16 protein-coding genes and 1 tRNA gene are annotated in these 17,940 nt (G+C 71.5%); 5 read left to right on the top strand and 12 right to left on the bottom strand.

All coding sequences use genetic code 11. The annotated features are described in order from the left end of the window. Positions 1-328 precede the first annotated feature (328 nt). Positions 329-402, bottom strand: a tRNA-Leu gene (locus F1721_RS05940). 151 nt (positions 403-553) lie between these two features. Here F1721_RS05940 and F1721_RS05945 point away from each other — a divergent pair. Beyond that, positions 554-775, top strand: coding sequence for a DUF3618 domain-containing protein (locus F1721_RS05945; RefSeq protein WP_150065495.1), 222 nt, complete (start codon positions 554-556; stop codon positions 773-775). 30 nt (positions 776-805) lie between these two features. Here the strand turns inward: F1721_RS05945 and F1721_RS05950 are convergent, their stop codons facing one another. From F1721_RS05950 to F1721_RS05995, 10 genes are all read right to left on the bottom strand, one after another. Then, positions 806-1,522 carry an MOSC domain-containing protein gene (locus F1721_RS05950; RefSeq protein WP_150065496.1) on the bottom strand — a complete coding sequence of 239 codons (717 nt, stop codon included), beginning with the start codon at positions 1,520-1,522 and terminating at the stop codon, positions 806-808. A 55-nt stretch (positions 1,523-1,577) separates the two neighbouring features. After that, positions 1,578-2,216 (bottom strand): TetR/AcrR family transcriptional regulator, encoded by a 639-nt coding sequence (locus F1721_RS05955; protein ID WP_387512534.1) that lies wholly within the window; start codon positions 2,214-2,216, stop codon positions 1,578-1,580. Positions 2,217-2,339: 123 nt separating this feature from the next. Continuing rightward, positions 2,340-2,621, bottom strand: coding sequence for a hypothetical protein (locus F1721_RS05960; RefSeq protein ID WP_150065498.1), 282 nt, complete (start codon positions 2,619-2,621; stop codon positions 2,340-2,342). A 98-nt stretch (positions 2,622-2,719) separates the two neighbouring features. Then, a complete protein-coding gene (locus F1721_RS05965; RefSeq protein WP_150065499.1) occupies positions 2,720-3,313 on the bottom strand; it encodes a nucleotidyltransferase family protein in 594 nt (197 codons plus the stop codon). Between the two features lie 70 nt (positions 3,314-3,383). Further along, entirely contained in the window at positions 3,384-4,826 is a 1,443-nt protein-coding gene (locus tag F1721_RS05970; RefSeq protein ID WP_150065500.1) for an NCS2 family permease, read from the bottom strand. A gap of 657 nt (positions 4,827-5,483) precedes the next feature. Further along, entirely contained in the window at positions 5,484-5,972 is a 489-nt protein-coding gene (locus tag F1721_RS05975) for a nucleoside deaminase (RefSeq protein WP_150065501.1), read from the bottom strand. Between the two features lie 282 nt (positions 5,973-6,254). Next, positions 6,255-8,690 (bottom strand): xanthine dehydrogenase subunit D, encoded by a 2,436-nt coding sequence (gene pucD, locus F1721_RS05980; protein WP_246154293.1) that lies wholly within the window; start codon positions 8,688-8,690, stop codon positions 6,255-6,257. A gap of 265 nt (positions 8,691-8,955) precedes the next feature. Further along, complete coding sequence (locus F1721_RS05985) at positions 8,956-10,344, bottom strand: 8-oxoguanine deaminase (RefSeq protein WP_387512573.1); 1,389 nt, start codon at positions 10,342-10,344, stop codon at positions 8,956-8,958. 235 nt (positions 10,345-10,579) lie between these two features. Further along, the gene (locus tag F1721_RS05990; RefSeq protein ID WP_150065503.1) at positions 10,580-11,056 is read right to left on the bottom strand and encodes a (2Fe-2S)-binding protein; all 477 of its coding nucleotides are present in this window, start codon (positions 11,054-11,056) and stop codon (positions 10,580-10,582) included. Next, positions 11,047-11,916, bottom strand: coding sequence for an FAD binding domain-containing protein (locus tag F1721_RS05995; RefSeq protein WP_150065504.1), 870 nt, complete (start codon positions 11,914-11,916; stop codon positions 11,047-11,049). The genes F1721_RS05990 and F1721_RS05995 overlap by 10 nt, the downstream gene beginning before the upstream one ends. 187 nt (positions 11,917-12,103) lie before the next feature. Between F1721_RS05995 and F1721_RS06000 the strand changes: the two genes are divergently transcribed. The 4 genes from F1721_RS06000 to F1721_RS06015 all read left to right on the top strand — a co-directional run bounded on the left by F1721_RS06000 (position 12,104) and on the right by F1721_RS06015 (position 16,970). Continuing rightward, complete coding sequence (locus F1721_RS06000; RefSeq protein WP_150065505.1) at positions 12,104-13,615, top strand: PucR family transcriptional regulator; 1,512 nt, start codon at positions 12,104-12,106, stop codon at positions 13,613-13,615. A gap of 455 nt (positions 13,616-14,070) precedes the next feature. Further along, positions 14,071-15,285: a type III PLP-dependent enzyme gene (locus tag F1721_RS06005; protein ID WP_150065506.1), complete on the top strand. Its 1,215-nt coding sequence runs from the start codon at positions 14,071-14,073 to the stop codon at positions 15,283-15,285. 76 nt (positions 15,286-15,361) lie between these two features. Next, positions 15,362-15,754 (top strand): adenosylmethionine decarboxylase, encoded by a 393-nt coding sequence (speD, locus tag F1721_RS06010; protein ID WP_150065507.1) that lies wholly within the window; start codon positions 15,362-15,364, stop codon positions 15,752-15,754. 343 nt (positions 15,755-16,097) lie between these two features. Beyond that, positions 16,098-16,970 (top strand): spermidine synthase, encoded by an 873-nt coding sequence (locus tag F1721_RS06015; protein ID WP_150065508.1) that lies wholly within the window; start codon positions 16,098-16,100, stop codon positions 16,968-16,970. Positions 16,971-17,120: 150 nt separating this feature from the next. On the opposite strand, the gene map is transcribed toward F1721_RS06015, so the two are convergent. Beyond that, positions 17,121-17,900, bottom strand: coding sequence for a type I methionyl aminopeptidase (map, locus tag F1721_RS06020; protein WP_150065509.1), 780 nt, complete (start codon positions 17,898-17,900; stop codon positions 17,121-17,123). Positions 17,901-17,940: the final 40 nt, after the last annotated feature.

The following is a 17,940-nucleotide window of genomic DNA, read 5'->3' on the forward strand; positions in this document are numbered from 1 at the left end:
AGTGGGGTTCAAAGCGGTGGGTGGTTGCTTTGGGTGACGCAATTTCAATCGAAATTGCCGTCGTTCTCGACGGAGCCTGCGGTGGCGAGGCAAGGCAATTTCAATCGAAATCGCGGTCGTCACCACCGCGGGGTCGGTCGTTGAGATGGGGTCGGTTGTTGAGGTGGGGCTGGTCGTTGGGGAGGCCGGGAACGGCGCCCCTCGCAAGGAGCCGATGGGAAGTCACCACCGCTCCGCGGGGGTCCGCGGGGGCTCGGCCCCCGCGATGGGATGACGGAGAGCGCAACGGTCCGCGCTTTCCGCGGACATGGCCCTCCCACGCTCGGAGTGGGGCCGGAGGGACTCGAACCCTCACTGGCTAGGACCTAAACCTAGTGCCTCTGCCAATTGGGCTACGGCCCCCTGGGGTGGTGTCCAGCCTAGCGGGTGGTTCGATCTTCGGGGCAGGGCGTGTTCTGCTTGGTGCCGTGTGCGACACGCCAACCGCTGGTGCGTCGGTGGTTCGCCGGTGCTCTACGGTGGTCAGCAGCCAGGTGAAGGGTGAGGAGGACACGTGGCTCGTGATCCGGACGCCATCGAGCGCGATATCGAGCAGGCGCGTGAAGCGCTGGCCACCACTTTGGACCAGCTGAGCGCGAAGGCGAATCCGCAGCGGTTCGTCGACGCGGGCAAGGCCAGCGTGCAGGAGAAGCTCAACGATCCGCGGGTGCGCTACGCGCTGATCGGGGTTGGTGCCCTGGTCGCCGTCGTCGTGGTGCGCAAGCTGTTCCGGTGAGACCCGCGGGCCTCTTCGAGGCCTGCGGGGTCACCGCACCCCCACTGCGTCGCCCCGGCTGATCTCGCCGGGTTTCGCGACGCGCATGATGACGCCGAACTTGTTGTCGTGGTGGCCGATCAGGTGGGTCTGCAGGTCCCGCCAGCGTTCCCGGCCCTCGGCGTCCCAGCTCGGCACCGCGCAGCGGATGCACGGTCCGGCGTGGTCGCCGGTGACCGTCAGCTCCACCTCGCCCGCGGTGATCGTCGCCCCGGGTTCCCACTGCTCCTCGGCGAACGCGGGCAGGTCGGTGGTGATGTGCAGGTTCGTCCGGAACCGGCGCAGGTCGACCTCCGCGCCGAGCTCCTCGCCCAGCGCCGCGCGCGAGGCCTCGAAGGTGACCAGCACGGTCGGGCCGCGGTCCTGCTGGCCGTCGGCCGCGTGCAGGCTCAGCGGGATGCCCAGCGAATCGGTGAGCGCGTCGGGGAGCTTGGGGTCCTCCCAGGTCCAGGTCGTGCCGTCCGGGGCGCGCAGCTGCGGTGGCTCCGCCGGGTCGGCGGTGTCGCCGTAGGCGGCGCTCCAGCCGAGCAGGTCCGGGTTCTGCCGGACGGTCAGGACGTTGCCCGCGCGGGTCGGGCGCTCGTCGCGCAGCGCGTACGCGCGGTCGCCCGCCATGCCGCGGTGGTCGAACCGGGCGGTCCGGACCGGTTCGCCGCGCAGCGACTTCACCGGCCAGCGGGTGAGCTCCGACACCGTTCCGCGCGCCACGTGGTCCTCCGCTCTCGAGTCCGGGCCTTCACCCTAGCTCGCGACGGCGGGGTGATCAGCCGTGCAGCAGCGGCAGCAGCGCCTCGTTGACCAGCCGGTCCACGAAGCCGGTGTCGAGCGGTTCGTCGGTGAGCATCAGGCGGTAGATGAGGCAGGCCCCGGTGATCTCGACGACGGTGTCGATGGGGGCGTCCGCGCGGATCTCGCCGCGGCGCACGCCGCGCTCGATGAGCCGCCGCAGGACGTCGCGCTGCGGCAGCAGGAAGGACTCGCGGAACGCGGCGGCCAGCTCGGGCTCGTGCGGCAGCTCGCCGACCAGCGCCTGGGCGGCCTTGCCGACCGGGCCGGTGAGGAACGAGGCGAAGCTGCGCAGGAAGTCGCCGAGGTCGGCCTCGATGGACCCCCGGTCGGGCTCCGGGATGTTGCGCTGGACCAGCTGGGTGCAGGTGTCGATGACCAGGTCCAGCTTGGAGTCCCAGCGCCGGTAGATGGTGGCCTTGCCGGCCCGCGCGTGCGCGGCGACCGCGTCCATGGTCAGCGCCCGGTAGCCGACCTGGGACAGCACCTCCATCGCGGCCTGGCGCAGCGCGGCGTCGCGGGAGGCGTCCCGCGGCCGCCCCCGACCGGCCGGTCGGGTCTGCTCGGCGCTGGCCACGTTCTCCTCCTCGCGGGCACTGCTCGTCGGCGCGTTCACGACCGTCATCCTAAGCTCCGGGCCGGTTCGGGGTTCGCTTCGCGAGCAGCCGTCGTTCGTCCGGTGAGGACGGCCGAGCCGCTCATCGGTCCACTGTGCACGGGTTCCCGGTGGTGCGCGCGGTCACCGGCCGGGCTGCGCGGTCCCGCTCGCCGGTTCGGCGGACACCCCGTGCCGGGCCTGCAGGTAGGCGGTGGTGAAGGCGAACCCGTCGCCGTCGAGGAGGTGGATCACGATCCGGCCGACCGAGCTGGGCGCGAGCTGCTCGATGAGCTGGTCGGCCTGGTCGCGCGCGGCGATCAGGCCCGGCGCGCGGGCGCTGCGCTGGTCGGTGTCGGTGGTGACGGTGACCAGCCAGTCGTCACCCTCGGGCAGGTAGTTGGCGGTGATGTGTCCGCTTGCCATGGACGCCTCCTGCTCTGGCTTGACTCGGGCGCTGGTGTGACGCCCCGGTCCGGGAGCGATGACGGCGGTTCCGGACCGGTCCCGCGTGACCGTCGACTCTACGTGCCGTCCGGCGGCAGGTCCTCGGGACGGTCGACGTCGAACCCGGCGGAGATGTCGTCGCAGGGCACCAGCACCACCTCGCGGTCGCGCAGGTAGCCGCGCGCCCCGGCGTCCCCGGTCGCGGCGGCCCGCGCCCCGGCCCAGTGCTCGCGCCCCAGCAGCACCGGGTGGCTCCGCCTGCCGTCGTGCGCGGCGGCGGCCAGCGCGGCCGGACCGGCCAGCTCGGCGACCCGGCGCACGGCGTCGGCACCGATGCCGGGCATGTCGACCGGGAGCACCACGGCGGAATCGGCGTCCGTGCTGGTCAGCGCATCGATCGCGACTCGCAGCGAGGACCCCATCCCGGTGGCCCAGTCGGGGTTCACCACCACCGTCGCCCCGGTCAGCTCGGCCCGTTCGCGCACCTCGTCAGCAGCGGCGCCGAGCACCACGACGACCGGTGCGCACCCGCCGTCGGCGAGCGCCCGAGCGGCCCGGTCGACCAGCAACATCCCCCGGTGCTCGACCAGCGCCTTGGGCATCCCGAACCGCCGCCCGGCCCCGGCGGCCAGCACCACACCCGCAACTCCCACCCGGCTCACGCTACCCATCCGAGTGCGGGGCACCCGCGCCCGATCGGGTCGCGGATGCCCCGCATTCTTCACTCGATCGTGTGGTTCGTCAGCCGATGAGGGCCTCGATCCCCTCGATGCCGAAGTAGGCCGCGAAGACCAGGGCGAGCACGCCGACCAGCCAGCCGATCTCGCGGGCCTTGCCGCGGGCCACCTTGATCACCGCGTACGCGATCAGCCCGGCGCCGATGCCGTTGGTGATCATGTAGGTGAACGGGATGACGGCGATGGTCAGGAACGCCGGGACCACGTACTCCGGGTCGTCCCAGGGCACGTGCCGGACCTGGGCCATCATCAGCGCGCCGACGATCACCAGCGCCGGGGCGGCGGCCTGCGCGGGCACCACCGCGGCCAGCGGGGTGAACAGCAGCGTCGCGCAGAACAGCAGCCCGGTGACCACGCTCGCCAGCCCGGTGCGCGCGCCCTCGGCGACGCCGGTCGCCGACTCCAGGAACACGGTGTTCGGCGAGGACCCGGACAGCCCGCCCGCCGCGGCCGCGACGCCGTCCACCGCCAGGATCCGGCCCATGCCCTCGACCTTGCCGTTGCGCACCAGCCCGGCCTCGGAGGAGACGCTGGTGATGGTGCCCATCGCGTCGAAGAACCCGGACAGCACCAGGGTGAACAGGAACACCGTGGCCGCGATGCCGCCCGCCGCGGCGAACCCGCCGAACAGGTCCACCTGGCCGAACAGGCTGAAGTCCGGGCTGCCGATCACGTGGTCGGGCAGCTCCGGCACGATCGTGCCCCACTGCTCGGGGTCGATGCCGAAGGCGGCGTTGACCGCGATCGCGACGACCGTGCTCACCGCGATGCCGATCAGCATCGCGCCCGGCACCTTCCGCGCCAGCAGCACCAGCATCAGCAGCAGGCTCAGGCAGAAGATCGCGATCGGCACGCCGACCAGGTGCCCCTCGGTGCCCTGGCCCATCTGGACCGGCACGGTGGTGTTGGCCGCGTCCGGCTTTCGGGTCACGAACCCGGCGCTGACCAGGCCGATCAGCGCGATGTAGAGGCCGATGCCGACGGTCAGCGCGGTCTTGAGCGGCGCCGGGATGGCGTTGATGATCTTCTCCCGCACCCCGCTGACGGCCAGCACGACGATGACGACGCCCTCCAGCACCACCAGCCCGAACGCCTGCGCCCAGGTCATCGCGGGGGCGATGGTGAAGGCGACCACCGCGTTGACACCGAGCCCGGAGGCCAGGGCCAGCGGGGCGTTGCCGACCAGGCCCATCACGACGGTCATCACCCCGGCGGTCGCGGCGGTGGCGGTGGTCAGCTGCTCGGGGGTGAGCTGCGCGCCGGTGGCGTCCGCGGAGGAGCCGAGGATGAGCGGGTTGAGCATCACGATGTAGGCCATCGCGACGAACGTCGTCAGGCCGCCGCGCAGTTCGCGGGAGAGCGTGGAGCCGCGGCTGGTGATGCGGAAGAAGCGGTCTATCCCGGACGGCTCCGCGTCGGCTCTGTCCGGTCGCAGCTGCTGGGTCATGAGTCCTCCCATGCCGGTGGGCGCCCCCGGGGCGGTGCTGTCGCGCACCGCCCGGACTGTTTCCTCCGGCGGTTTCCGGGCAGGGGAGGGCCCGGCGGGAATCCGCCGAATTCGCGGTGGGGCGTTTGGTCGAGTGGTTTTCGCTGTCCCGGTGTGGTTTCCGGGATGGCGGGCGGGGCCCGGTTCCGCCGTGGCGGAAGCGGTGGGGCGGCCCACCCGCGGGGCTCCGGGGCGACCCGGTCGTCGCAGCCGGAACCGGATTTCCTTGGGGGCTCGCGGGAGTTCCCGGAGCTTCCCCGGGGGTGGTCGAGCCTGGGGCTTGACCTGGGGATTGGTGATGCTTGGGCTTGACTTGGGGATCGGTGGTGATACTGCGGTTGAGTTGGGGGTCAGGGGTGCGGTTGGGGTTGGGGTTACGTCGGGTTCAAAGCGGTAGGGGGTTGCGTTGGGTGTGCAGCAATTTCAATCGAAATTGGCCACGTTTCGACGGAGCCTGCGGTGGCGAGGTCTGCCAATTTCAATCGAAATTGCGTGAGGTTCCCCACTGCGCGGATGGTGGTGATCGTGGCCGTCCCCACTGTGCGGTTGGTGGTGATTGTGGTCGTCACCGGTGCGCGGTTGGTGGTGACTGCGGTTGTTCCTCACCGCGGGGTGGGGTCAGTAGTCCACGCGGTCGGTCTTGTTGCGCCAGGCGTTGAAGGCTTCGTTGCGGTTGGGCACCTTCACCCGGGTCACCGGGGTCGGTGATTCGGTTCGGGGGTCTTCGAAGACGTCGTAGAAGGCTCGGTCGTCGAAGCCCGCTTCGGCGGCGTCGTTGCGGTCGGCGGCGAACAGGACCCGGTCCACCCGCGCCCACAGGGCGGAGGCCAGGCACATCGGGCACGGTTCGCAGGAGGTCACCAGGACGCAGCCGTCCAGCTTGAAGGTGCCCAGCGCGCGGCAGGCGTTGCGGATGGCGGTGACCTCGGCGTGCGCCGTCGGGTCGAGGTCGACGGTCACCTTGTTGGTGCCGGTCGCGATGATCTCGCCGTCCCGGACGATCAGGGCGCCGAACGGTCCGCCGCCGATGGACACGTTGGTGGTGGCCAGCTCGATGGCCTGGGCCATCCAGTCCTGCTCGGCGCTGGTCGCGACGTCCACGGACATTTCGTTCTCCTAGATCTCTGCTTGCTTGCCTTTTGATCTTTTGTCTTGATTCGCCGCCAGGCGAATAGCCCACCTCCGGCGCTCGCACCGCCGCGGGTTCTCAGACGTCGCCTGGCGAGGACGGCCCAACTGCCGTGCATTGGCATACATAAAGTTGGGCCCCCGCAGTCCGGGCGGCGTCTGAGGTTCCGCTACTGGCACCGCTATGCAAAACGACCACCGGAGACAGTTCTGGAGGGGTGCTGCGGCGGCGGCCCGGCCCCGCCGCCGCAGCGGGTCTGGTCACACGATGTGCTCCGGCGCCACGGGTGTGTGCGGGAGTTCCTTGCCGGTGGCCGCGCGGATCGCGGCGACCACCGCCGGGGTGGTGGAGATGGTCGGCGGCTCGCCGACGCCGCGGACCCCGTAGGCCGCGTTCGGGTCGCCGCGCTCGATGACGTCGATCTCCATCGGCGGGGTGTCGAGGATGGTCGGGATCAGGTAGTCGGTGAAGGACGGGTTGCGGATGTGGCCGTCGACGACCTTGATCTCCTCCATCACCGCCAGCCCCATGCCCTGGGCGGAGCCGCCCTGGATCTGCCCGATCACCGCGTCCGGGTTGATCGCCTTGCCGACGTCCTGGGCGCAGGCCAGCTGCACCACCTTGACCAGCCCGAGGTCCAGGTCGACGTCGACGACCGCGCGGTGCGCGGAGAACGCGTGCTGGACGTGCACCCGGTCGCTGCGGCCCTGCTCGTCCATCGGGAACGTCTCGCGGTGGTGGTACTCGCGGGTCTGCTCGACGACGTTGTCGCCCAGCACCTCCACCAGGTCGGCCAGCACGCCGCGGGTCTCCGAGATGATCTTCCCGCCCTGCAGCGCGAGCTGCGCCGGGTCGACGTCGTAGCGCTCCGCGACCCGGGCGAACAGCTCGTCGCGCACCGCCTCGCAGGCGGCCTTGACCGCGCTGCCGGTCACCAGCGTCTGCCGCGAGGCGGAGCTGGACCCGGCCGGTCCGACGCTGGTGTCGTTCGGGTGGATGGTCACCCGTTCCACGCCGAGCTCGGTCCGCGCGATCTGCTGCTGCACGGTGACCAGGCCCTGGCCGACCTCGGCCGCCGCGGTGTGCACCATCGCGGCCGGTTCACCGCCGATGACCTGCAGCCGGACCCGCGCGGTGGAGAAGTCGTCGGCGCCCTCGGCGTAGCAGATGTTCTTGATCGTCACGCCGTAGCCGACCCCGCGCACCACACCTTCGCCGTGCGTGGTGTTCGACGCCCCGCCGGGCAGGTTCCGGATGTCCACCGGGCCGCTGTGCTCGGCGGGCATCGGCAGCGCCCGCACCCGCTCCATGAGCTCGGCGACCGGTGCCGGGTAGTCCAGCACCTGCCCGGTCGGGATCGAGTCGCCCTGCTCGATGGCGTTGCGGATGCGCAGGTCCACCGGGTCCATGTCCAGCGCCGCGGCGAGCTTGTCCATTTGGGACTCGTAGGCGAAAGTCGGCTGCACCGCGCCCAATCCGCGCATCGCGCCGCACGGCGGGTTGTTGGTGTAGACGCCCCAGCCCTCGATGTCGACGTTGGGCACCTTGTACGGCCCGGCGCCGAGCGTGGTGCCGTTGCCGACCACGACCGGTGTCTTCGAGGCGTAGGCGCCGCCGTCGAAGTACTGCCGCGCCTTGACGTAGACGAGCTCGCCGTCGCGGGTCGCGCCGTGCTCGTAGTACATCTTGGCCGGGTGCCGGTGCACGTGGCCGTAGAACGACTCCTCGCGGTTGTAGACCATCTTCACCGGCTTGCCCAGGTGCAGCGCGAGCATGCAGACGTGCACCTGGATGGACAGGTCCTCCCGGCCGCCGAACGCGCCGCCGACGCCGGACATGGTCATCCGCACCTTCTCCGGCGGCAGCCCGAGCGCCCGCGCGGTCTGCCGCAGGTCGGAGTGCAGGTCCTGGGTGGCCAGGTACAGGTCGACGCCGCCGTCCTCGGCGGGGATGGCCAGACCCGACTCCGGGCCCAGGAACGCCTGGTCCTGCATGCCGACGGTGTAGACGCCGGAGACGACCACGTCGGCCTTCGCGTGCGGATCGCCCTTGACGATCTTCTGGTGCCGCACCACGTTGCCGCCCTCGTGCAGCTTCGGCAGCGTCTCGTCGTGCGCGACCCGCTCGGCGTCGAGCACCGGCTCCAGCACCTCGTAGTCGACGACGATCTTCTGCAGCGCGCGCCGCGCGGTCTCCGGGTGGTCGGCGGCCACCAGCGCGACCGCTTCGCCCTTGTAGCGCACCACGTCGGCGGCCAGCACCGGCTGGTCGGCGTACTTCAGGCCGAAGCAGTTGTCGCCGGGCACGTCCTCGGCGGTGAGCACCGTCTGCACCCCGGCCATCGCCATCGCCGGACCGATGTCGATCGACCTGATCCGCGCGTGCGGGTGCGGGCTGCGCAGCGTGGCGCCCCACAGCATGTCCTCGGCCCACAGGTCCGAGGAGTAGGCGAACTCACCGCGCACCTTGATGGCGCCGTCGGGCCGCAGCGGCGATTCGCCGATCCCGCCGCCGATGGCGTCGTTCAGCTCCTGCGGACTGCGAGCAGGCGCAGTACCGCCTCCCCGCGATTCACAGCGGTGGTTGCGTTCGGCTGTGATCTCGCGTTGCGCGGTTTCTTGCGGCTGGGTTGCGTCGCGGTCCCCTGAGGTGCGGTTGCGCAGGGCTCGGGTTGGTACAGAGCGGGGGCTGCTCATGCGGACACCTCCGGTGTTGCTCGGCCCTGATCCGTACGTCGTGCGGCAGGGGATCGCGGTTTCGGTCGTGCGGCGGGCGACCGCGGTTTCAACGGGAACTGCGGGCTCGCGGTGTGCCGGGCGGCCGACACACCGGTGGATGTGGACAGGTCGTCCGACCTGGGGAGAACTTCCGCGATTTCAATGGAAATCGGATCTCCGATTTCAATGGAAGTTGCGGGACCGACGTTCCCGCCCCCGCCCCGGACAACCGGTTTCCTGCTGCTCATGACACCTCCCGCAGCCGGGCGCTGGCCCGGTCCAGCTCGGCGGTGAGGTCGGGCACCGACATCAAGCGGCCGTCGTCGACGATCACCGCGCCGCCGCGCAGCAGCCGCTCCAACTTCGGCAGCTGGCCGAGCACCAGCGCGGCCACCGGATCGGTGATCCCCGCGTGGTCCAGGTCGTTCAGCTGCCAGACCGCGATGTCGGCGAGCTTGCCGGGCTCCAGCGAGCCCAGCTCGTGGTCCCGGCCGAGGCAGCGCGCGCCGCCCCGGGTGGCCAGCCGCAGCGCGTCGCGCACCGACAGCGCCTGCGGCCCGTAGCGGGCGCGCGCCGTCAGCAGCGCCTGCCGCATCTCCTCGCCGAGCCCGCCCGCCTCGTTGGACGCGACACCGTCGACCCCCAGCCCGACGGGGGCACCGGCGTCCAGCAGCGGCCGGACCGGGGCGATCCCGGCGCCGAGCCGACCGTTGGAGCTCGGGCAGTGCGCCGCGCCGGTCCCGGTCTCGCCGAGCCGCGCGATGCCCTTCTCGGACAGGTGGATGGTGTGCGCCAGCCACACGTCCGGGCCGAGCCAGCCCAGCTCGTCGGCGTACTCGACCGGCGTCCGCCCGAATTCGGCCCGGCACTGCTCCTCCTCGTCGACGGTCTCGGCGAGGTGGGTGTGCAACCGGACGCCGTTGCGGCGGGCCAGCTCCGCGGCCTCCCGCATCAGCTCGGTGCTGACCGAGAACGGCGAGCACGGCCCGACCGCGACCTGCACGCGGGCGCCCGGCGACGGGTCGTGGAACCGGTCGATGGCGTCCTGGGTGCCCGCCAGCGCCGCGTCGAGGTCCTCGACCACCGAGTCCGGCGGCAGCCCGCCGTGCGAGCGGCCGCGGTCCATCGATCCGCGCACCGCGTGCAGTCGCACCCCGACCCGCTGCGCGGCGGACACCACCGCGCCGAACACGTCCCCACCGCCGCGCGGGAAGACGTAGTGGTGGTCGGCGGCGGTGGTGCAGCCGGACAGCGCCATGCGGGCCAGGCCCGCCGACGCCGCGGCGTGGGTGATCTCCTCGTCGATCCCGGCCCACACCGGGTACAGCTCGGTCAGCCAGCCGAACAGCGTCGCGTCGGCGGCGTAACCGCGGGTCGCCCACTGGTAGAGGTGGTGGTGGGTGTTGATCAGCCCGGGGGTGACCAGGCAGCCGGACGCATCGATGCGCCGCACCGCGCCGTCCTGCGGCGGTGCGGAGCCGGGGCCGACCGAGACGATCCGGTCGGCCTTCACGACGACGTGCCCCTCGACGAACTCGGTACCCGAGTCGTCGACGGTGACCACGGCGCCGCCCTCGATGACGACGGTCCCGCCTCTCCGCGATTCGCAGTGGTGGTCGCGTTCGGGAGCAATCTCGCGTTGCGCGGTTTCTTGCGGCTGGGTCGCGTCACGGTCCCCTGAGGTGCGGTCGCGCAGAACTCGGCTTGGCACAGGCTTGCTCATGACGGTCCCGCCTCTCCGCGATTCACCGCGGTGGTCGCGTCCGGGACGAAACTCGCGTTGCGCGGTTTCTCGTGGCCGGGTTGCGTCACGGTCCCCTGAGGTGCGGATCCGCAGAACTCGGGCTGCCACGGCGCTGCTCGGCTGCTCATGAGCCCGTCTCTGCCTTCCGCTTCGCGGCGAGCCGGACCGCGTCCATGATCTTCTCGTAACCCGTGCAGCGGCACAGGTTCCCGGCCAGCGACTCGCGGATCTCCGCGTCGGACGGTTCGGACTTGCGCTCCAGCAGGTCGTGGGTCTGCACCAGCAGGCCCGGCGTGCAGAACCCGCACTGGACGGCCCCGGCCTCGACGAACGCCTCCTGGACCGGGTCCAGCTTCTCGCCGTCGGCCAGGCCCTCCACGGTGCGCACCTCGCGGCCCTCGGCCTGCCCCGCGGCGACCAGGCACGCGCAGGCCGGAACGCCGTCGAGGTAGACCGTGCAGGAGCCGCACTCGCCCTGCTCGCAGGCGTTCTTCGAACCGGGCAGGCCGAGCCGCTCGCGCAGCACGTACAGCAGGCTCTCGCCCTCCCACACGTCGTCGGCCTCGTGCGGTTGTCCGTTGACGGTGAACTTCAGGCGCATTCCTGCCTCCCGGAACAGTGCTCTTGCCAGACCCAGGACAGGGTTCGGCGGGCCATCACGGCCAGCGCGTGGCGGCGGTAGTCGGCGGTGCCGCGCACGTCGTCGATGGGGGAGGAGGCCTGCGCGACCAGCTCGCCGAAGCGGCGCGCCACCGAGTCCTCCAGCGGTCGCCGCCCGGCCCAGTCGAGCTCGGCGGACAGGAAGTCCTCCGCCTCCAGCGCCCGCCGCGGGGTCGGGGCGGCCGAGCCGAGGCCGGTGCCCACCCGCTGCTGCTCGGGGTGCAGGGCGATGGCGAACGTGCACACCGCGATGACCATCGCGTTGCGGGTGCCGACCTTGGAGAACTGCTGCGGGCCGGTGGCCGGGGCGATGTGCACCGCGGCGATCAGCTCGTCGGCGGCCAGCGCGTTGCGCTTGACCCCGGTGAAGAACTCCGCCGCCGGGATCAGCCGGGTGCCGCGCACCGACTCGACCTCGATCTGCGCGTCGGAGGCCAGCAGCGGCGGGTGGCCGTCCCCGGCGGGCGAGGCCGAGCCGAGGTTGCCGCCGAGCGTGCCGCGGTTGCGGATCTGCGGGGAGCCGACCGTGCGGCTGGCGATCGCCAGCCCGGGCACCCGGTCGCCGAGCTCGTCGATCAGGCGGGTGTAGGGCAGCCCGGCGCCGATGCGCAGCGCGCCGTCGGCCTCCGACCAGGTGGTCAGCTCGGGGATGCGGGTCAGGTCCAGCAGCAGGTCCGGGCGCCGGTGGTCGAAGTTGATCTCGACCATCACGTCGGTGCCGCCGGCGATGGGCGTCGCGTCGGGATGCGCGGCCTTGGCCTCGAGCGCTTCCCGCCACGTCGCGGGGCGGAGGAAATCCACGGTGTACTCCTCGTCACGGCCGGTGAAAAGGTGTGAGTCAGTACACAGCTGGGATGCTCCCGCTGACTAGCGGCGGAAACCCCGAAAAAGCCTTCCGGGTGCCGAACCGGAGTTGTATGTTTCTCCAAATGCCCGTTACCGGAGGCCGACGTTCGGCGCAGCCGGTGCGTGCCGGAGGGAGGAGCGGGTGCTGCTGGGCGATCTCCTCGCCGACCCGGAGCTCGGGCTGGTGCCGCTGCACGGCGCCGACCGCGCGGACCGGCCGGTCCGCGGCGTCTACATCACCGACCTGATCGACCCGCGCCGCTACCTCAGCGGCGGTGAGCTGGTGCTCAGCGGCCTGATGTGGCACAACGGCCCGGCCGATTCGGAGCGGTTCGTCAGCGCGCTGGTCGACGCCGGGGTGGCCGCGCTGGCTGCCGGGACGGCGCGGCTCGGGCACGCCCCGCCGGACCTGGTGGAGGCCTGCCGCCGGCACGACCTGCCGGTCTTCGAGGTGCCGCTGACGGTCAGCTTCAACACGCTCGCCGACCGCGTCCAGCGCCGCTCCGGCCCGCGCCGGGAGCTGGTGGCGGCGGTGGCCGCGGGCGCGGACCTGGACCAGGCGCTGCGGATGGCGGCCGACGAGCTGGGCGCGGACTGCTGGGTGCTGTCCGCGGCGGGCTGGGTCGTCGGCGGAACGGCGGAGCTGCCGGAAGCCGCCCGCTGCGCCGCGCTGCGCGAGTTCGCCAGCGGCCGCCTGCCCAGCACCGTCCGCTCCGACGACGCCGCGCACGTGCTGTGGCCGGTGGAGTCCGACGCGGAGCCGCGAGCGGCCCGCTGGTTCGTCCTCGCCGCAGGTGCGTTCGACGAGTGGGCCGCCGAGCAGGTGGCCATCGCCACCGACCTCGGCACCGTGGTGGCGCTGCTGCGCGCGCGGGTGGACGAGGCCCGGCGCATCGCGGGGCGCTCGGTGGAAGCGGCGTTGCGCCGCCTGCTGGACGGGACGTCCACCCCGGCCGAGGTCGCCGCCCGGCTGGAGACCGCCGGGCTGCCCACCGGCGAGCCGCTGCGCGCGGTGGCGCTCGACGTCGGGGACCAGGCGGAATCCACGACGCTGCTGCGCGAGATCGCGGCCGCCACCGGCATGGCCTCGGTGACCGCGCCGCTGGGCGACGGCGCGACGGCGCTGTTCGTCGACGACGAAGCGCACCTGGCGCAGCTGGACGCCGAGCTCGGCCGGATCGCCGCCGACGTCGAACCCTGCCTGGCGGGCCGCGGCCTCGCGGTCGGCATCAGCGACATCACGCGGGCCACCGCACTGCGCGGCGCGCTGGAGGAGGCGGGCTACGCGCGCCGCCTCGCGCAGCGCAGGCGCGGTCGGGCGGAGGTGGTCGCCGCGGCGGAGCTGGCGTCGCACGAGGTGCTGCTCGCCTCGACCCCGGACGAGCTGCGCCGCTCCTACCGCGAGCGCCTCCTGGCCGACCTGATCGCCTACGACGCGGCGCACCACTCCGAGCTGGTGCGCACGCTGCGGACGTTCCTGGACTGCTCGGGTTCGTGGTCGCGCTGCGCGAAGCAGCTCCACGTCCACGTCAACACGCTGCGTTACCGGATCCAGCGGGTGGAGGAGATCACCGGGCGCGACCTCGCGGACTTCCCGTCCCGAGTGGACTTCTACCTCGCCCTCGAGCTCGACCACACCACCCCGCCGGACTGACCGGGCGTCAGAGCTCCGTCAGCGCGGCGCACCCCGAACTGCCCCGATTCCCCGGAAGTCGTTGGGGTGCCGTCAATTCCCGGCGGAAATCGAGTTCCGCGGAGGAGAATCGCGCCACCGGGGTTCGGGCAACTCCGCGCGAAATCCACGTGAATGCGGCGATTCCGCGCGAATGCGAACTGCTCGGGGTGACCTCCGCCGCAGGCGCTCCGCGCAGCGGAAACGGTTCACGGGACGTCGGTGCCCGGACACGCAACGCGACGTCCGGACCGCGAATTCGTGGGTGTGCTCACACCGCATTCGACTTTCCGGGGGAACAGGTGGGCGCGGTTCGAAATCTCTCCGTGAGGGGGGTACCGTGTTCGGTCGCAGTTGAGCACTTCGGGCACCCGCTCCGGCGGGGATCGGCCCGGCGGAAACCCCCCACCCCACCACCCGAGACGGAGGTACCGGGATTGACCGATCTGTCCGCCACCACCGGTGTGACGGACCGCCCCAGCGGCACCGCGCAGCAGACCGGCGCAGCTCCGGATGCGATCCAGGCTTTCCTGGACCGGCAACGGCCCGAAACCCCTTGCCTGGTCGTGGATCTGGCGCAGGTGCGCAACCGCTACCGGCAGTTGCGGACGGCCCTGCCCGATGCTCGCATCTGCTACGCGGTCAAGGCCAATCCCACGCCCGAAGTGGTCGGTGAGCTGGTCGCGCTCGGCTCCTCGTTCGACGTCGCCAGCCCCGGCGAGATCGACCTCTGCCTGGCCAAGGGGGCTGCCCCGGAGGCGATCTCCTACGGCAACACGATCAAGAAGCGCCGCGACATCGCCCGAGCTCACCAGCAGGGCGTCCGGCTGTTCGCCACGGACAGCGCCGCCGACCTGGCCAACATCGCCGAGGTCGCGCCGGGCGCGCAGGTGTTCTGCCGGGTGCTGGTGGACAACAAGGGGTCCCGGACCCCGTTCGGCCGCAAGTTCGGCTGCCTGCCGGAGACCGCCGTCGAGCTGCTGGTGCGCGCCCGGGAGCTCGGCCTGGACCCGTACGGCGTGTCGTTCCACATTGGATCGCAGCAGCTGGAGCCCGCGGCCTGGGAGCACGGGATCAGCGCCGCCCGCGAGGTTTTCGCCGCCTGCGCCGAGCGCGGGCTGCAGCTGCGGATGGTGAACCTGGGCGGCGGACTTCCCGCCGCCTACACCGAGTCCGCGCCGCCGCTGGCCGATTACGTGCGCAGCATCGAGGAATCGCTGGACCGGCACTTCGGCGCTGAGCGCCCGGAGCTGCTCGTCGAACCGGGTCGGTTCGTCGTCGGCGACGCGGGCGTGCTGCGCAGCGAGGTGGTGCTGGTCACCGATTCCTGCGACGGCGAGTCCCGCTGGGTCTACCTGGACATCGGCCGCTACAACGGGCTGGCCGAGACCGAGGGCGAGGCCATCACCTACCGGCTGCGCACGTCCCGCGACGGCGACGAGGTGGGCCCGGTCGTGCTGGCCGGTCCGACCTGCGACGGCGACGACGTGCTCTACCAGCGGACCCGCTACGAGCTGCCGCGCACGCTGCGCGGCGGTGACTGGGTGGACCTGCTCAGCGCGGGCGCCTACACCGCGAGCTACTCCTCCGTGGGCTTCAACGGGTTCACCCCGCTGCCCACGTACTGCGTCGACGGCGATCAGCAGCCGTGATCGCCCGGTCCCGGGCGAGGGTGCCCGGAACGCCGCGAACACCAGGAATTGGAGCGAAATGATGGGAGGTCGATAGATGTCCGTTGACACCGGGACACCGCCGGTCGGGTTGTTCACCGGCCAGCACGTCCTAGCCGAGCTGGAGGGCGTGGATCCGGAACTGCTGGACGACGAGCAGTTCCTGCGCGAGACCCTGCACGACGCGTTGAGCCGGTCGCACGCCACGGTGTGCCAGATGATCGCCAAGCGGTTCGAGCCGCAGGGGGTCACCGTGTTGGCGCTGCTGTCGGAGTCCCACGCCTCGCTGCACACGTACCCGGAGGACGGTTCGATCTTCATCGACGTGTTCACCTGCGGGCACACCGCGAAGCCGGAGCTGGCGGTCCGCCTGCTGGCCGAGGCCCTGCGCCCCGAGACGCAGAACGTGCAGACCATCCAACGCGGCCGGGACTACGAGAACCCGAGCTGAACCACCAGAACCCGCGAGTGGTCGGCGGCTTCGCCGAAGCAACTGCGGCGACGGTACGTGTCAACGCTCCGCCGTCGGGCAAGCGGCGTCAGCCGCTTCCGGCGGTAAGCAGGGGCCGCGAAGGGCGTCCGGCACTGATCGTTAGGTGCCGCAGGCGCATAGCCCACGTTGTCAGCTTGCACCGCCGCGGGTTCTCAGCGTTCGCCTGGCGAGGACGGCCCTGACGCTGTGTATTGGCATACCTGAGTCAGGGCACCCGGAGTCCAGGCGGGCGCTGAGGTTCCGCTACCGGCACCGCCACGCAAGACGAGCCTGGAACATTCGATACGAGGAGGAAGCACCGTTGATCGAGCTCGACGGGCACCGGTGGATCAAGGAGCCGATGGGCGCCGACCTGCAGCGCCTGTGGCGGGTCGACGAGGTGCTGTGGGAGGGCGACACCCCCTACCAGCACGTGGTGATCGGCCGCACCGGCCAGGGCGTCTCGCTGTTCTGCGACGACGACCGGCAGAGCACCGAGTTCTCCCAGCTGGTCTACCACGAAGCGATGATGGTGCCCGCGTTCCTGCTGGCCGCTCAGGTCGAGCGCGTGCTGATCATCGGTTCCAGCGAGGGCGTGGCCAGCCAGATGGCGGTGGCCGCCGGGGCGACCCGCGTGGACCACGTGGACATCGACGAGCTGTGCGTGCGCAAGTGCGCCGAGCACCTGCCCTACGGCTACAGCCCGGAGGAGCTGGCGCGCGCCGAGCAGGGCGACGGGCCGATCAAGCTGCACTACGCGGACGGCTGGGGCTTCCTCGACCAGGCGCCGCCGGAGGGCTACGACATCGTGGTCGTCGACCTGCCGGACGAGCGGGCCGACGACGCCGACGGGCAGCACAACCGGCTCTACGGCCTGGAGTTCGTCCAGCGCTGCCAGTCGGTGCTGTCCGCGGGCGGGGTCGTCGCGTTCCAGGCGGGCTGCCCGACGGTGTGGCGCAACGAGACGCTGATCCGCGCCTACAACCGGTTCCGCTCGGTGTTCGACACGGTGGCCTACTTCGGCTCCGACGAGCACGAGTGGGCGTTCATCTTCGGCCGGGTGGAGCAGATCGACGACCCGACGAACGTGATGCTCGAAGCGTTCCCGAAGTCGTCGTACCGCCCGGAGACGATCGACGAGGCGACCATCATCGGCGCCACGGTGCCCCCTTACTCGGTCCGCAACCAGGGCTGAGCGAGCACCCCGGAGGGCGCCTCGACCAGAGCCGGTCGAGGCGCCCTTCAGCATCCCGGAGATCCCGGGGTTCAGCGTGCGAGCCGGTTTGGCCTGGTCAGGTGCCGTGAGTACTTTGCGGGGCCAGAGAACCGCAAAGTACTCACGAGCTCAGGAGCCTTCCGATTCGCGGCGGGTCAGCACCAGGGGCTCGTCGTCGGTGATCGCCACGGTGTGCTCGGAGTGGGCCGTGCGCGAGCCGTCGGCCGAGCGGATCGTCCAGCCGTCGGGGTCGAAGACGATCTGGTCGGTGGTGCGGGCGAACCAGGGTTCGAGCGCCAGCGTCATGCCCGGGTGCAGCTTGATGCCGCGCCCCGCCTTGCCCCGGTTAGGCACGTGCGGTTCCTCGTGCATGGTGCGGCCGATGCCGTGACCGCCGAACTCGGTGTTGACCGGGTAGCCGTGCTCGCGGGCCACCGCCCAGATCGCCGCCGAGATGTCGCCCAGCTTGTTGCCCGCGCGGGCCGCCCCGATCGCCGCTTCCAGCGCTTCCTCGGTCGCGCGGATGATCCGCAGGTCCTCCTCGGCGGCGGTGCCGACGACGACCGTGCACGCGGAGTCGGCCGCCCAGCCGTCGATGCTGACCGCGATGTCGGCGGTGAGCACGTCACCGTCCCGGAGCACGTAGTCGTGCGGCAGGCCGTGCAGGACGGCGTCGTTGACCGAGAGGCAGATGACGTTGCGGAACGGCCCCTTGCCGAAGGACGGGGAGTAGTCCCAGTAGCAGGACTCCGCGCCGCGCTGCTTGATCATGCCCCGCACGTGGTGCTCGATGTCCAGCAGGTTGACGCCCACGTCGGCGATCCGCCCGACCTCGGTGAGCACCTCGGCCACGAAGCGGCCGGTGGTGTGCATGCGCTGGACTTCGGTGGGCGTCTTCAGCTCGATCACGGATACCTCGCGTGCATCAGTTCCGGTATAATAATACCGA

This window comes from Saccharopolyspora hirsuta, from assembly GCF_008630535.1.
Taxonomy (GTDB): Bacteria; Actinomycetota; Actinomycetes; order Mycobacteriales; family Pseudonocardiaceae; genus Saccharopolyspora; species Saccharopolyspora hirsuta.

Excerpts from the sequence above, each read along its gene's own strand:
- F1721_RS05960 (WP_150065498.1), bottom strand. The coding sequence starts at position 2,621 with ATGGCAAGCGGACACATCACCGCCAACTACCTGCCCGAGGGTGACGAC.
- F1721_RS05965 (WP_150065499.1), bottom strand. The coding sequence starts at position 3,313 with ATGGGTAGCGTGAGCCGGGTGGGAGTTGCGGGTGTGGTGCTGGCCGCC.
- F1721_RS05970 (WP_150065500.1), bottom strand. The coding sequence starts at position 4,826 with ATGACCCAGCAGCTGCGACCGGACAGAGCCGACGCGGAGCCGTCCGGG.
- F1721_RS05975 (WP_150065501.1), bottom strand. The coding sequence starts at position 5,972 with ATGTCCGTGGACGTCGCGACCAGCGCCGAGCAGGACTGGATGGCCCAG.
- pucD (WP_246154293.1), bottom strand. The coding sequence starts at position 8,690 with ATGAGCAGCCCCCGCTCTGTACCAACCCGAGCCCTGCGCAACCGCACC.
- F1721_RS05990 (WP_150065503.1), bottom strand. The coding sequence starts at position 11,056 with ATGCGCCTGAAGTTCACCGTCAACGGACAACCGCACGAGGCCGACGAC.
- speD (WP_150065507.1), top strand. The coding sequence starts at position 15,362 with ATGTCCGTTGACACCGGGACACCGCCGGTCGGGTTGTTCACCGGCCAG.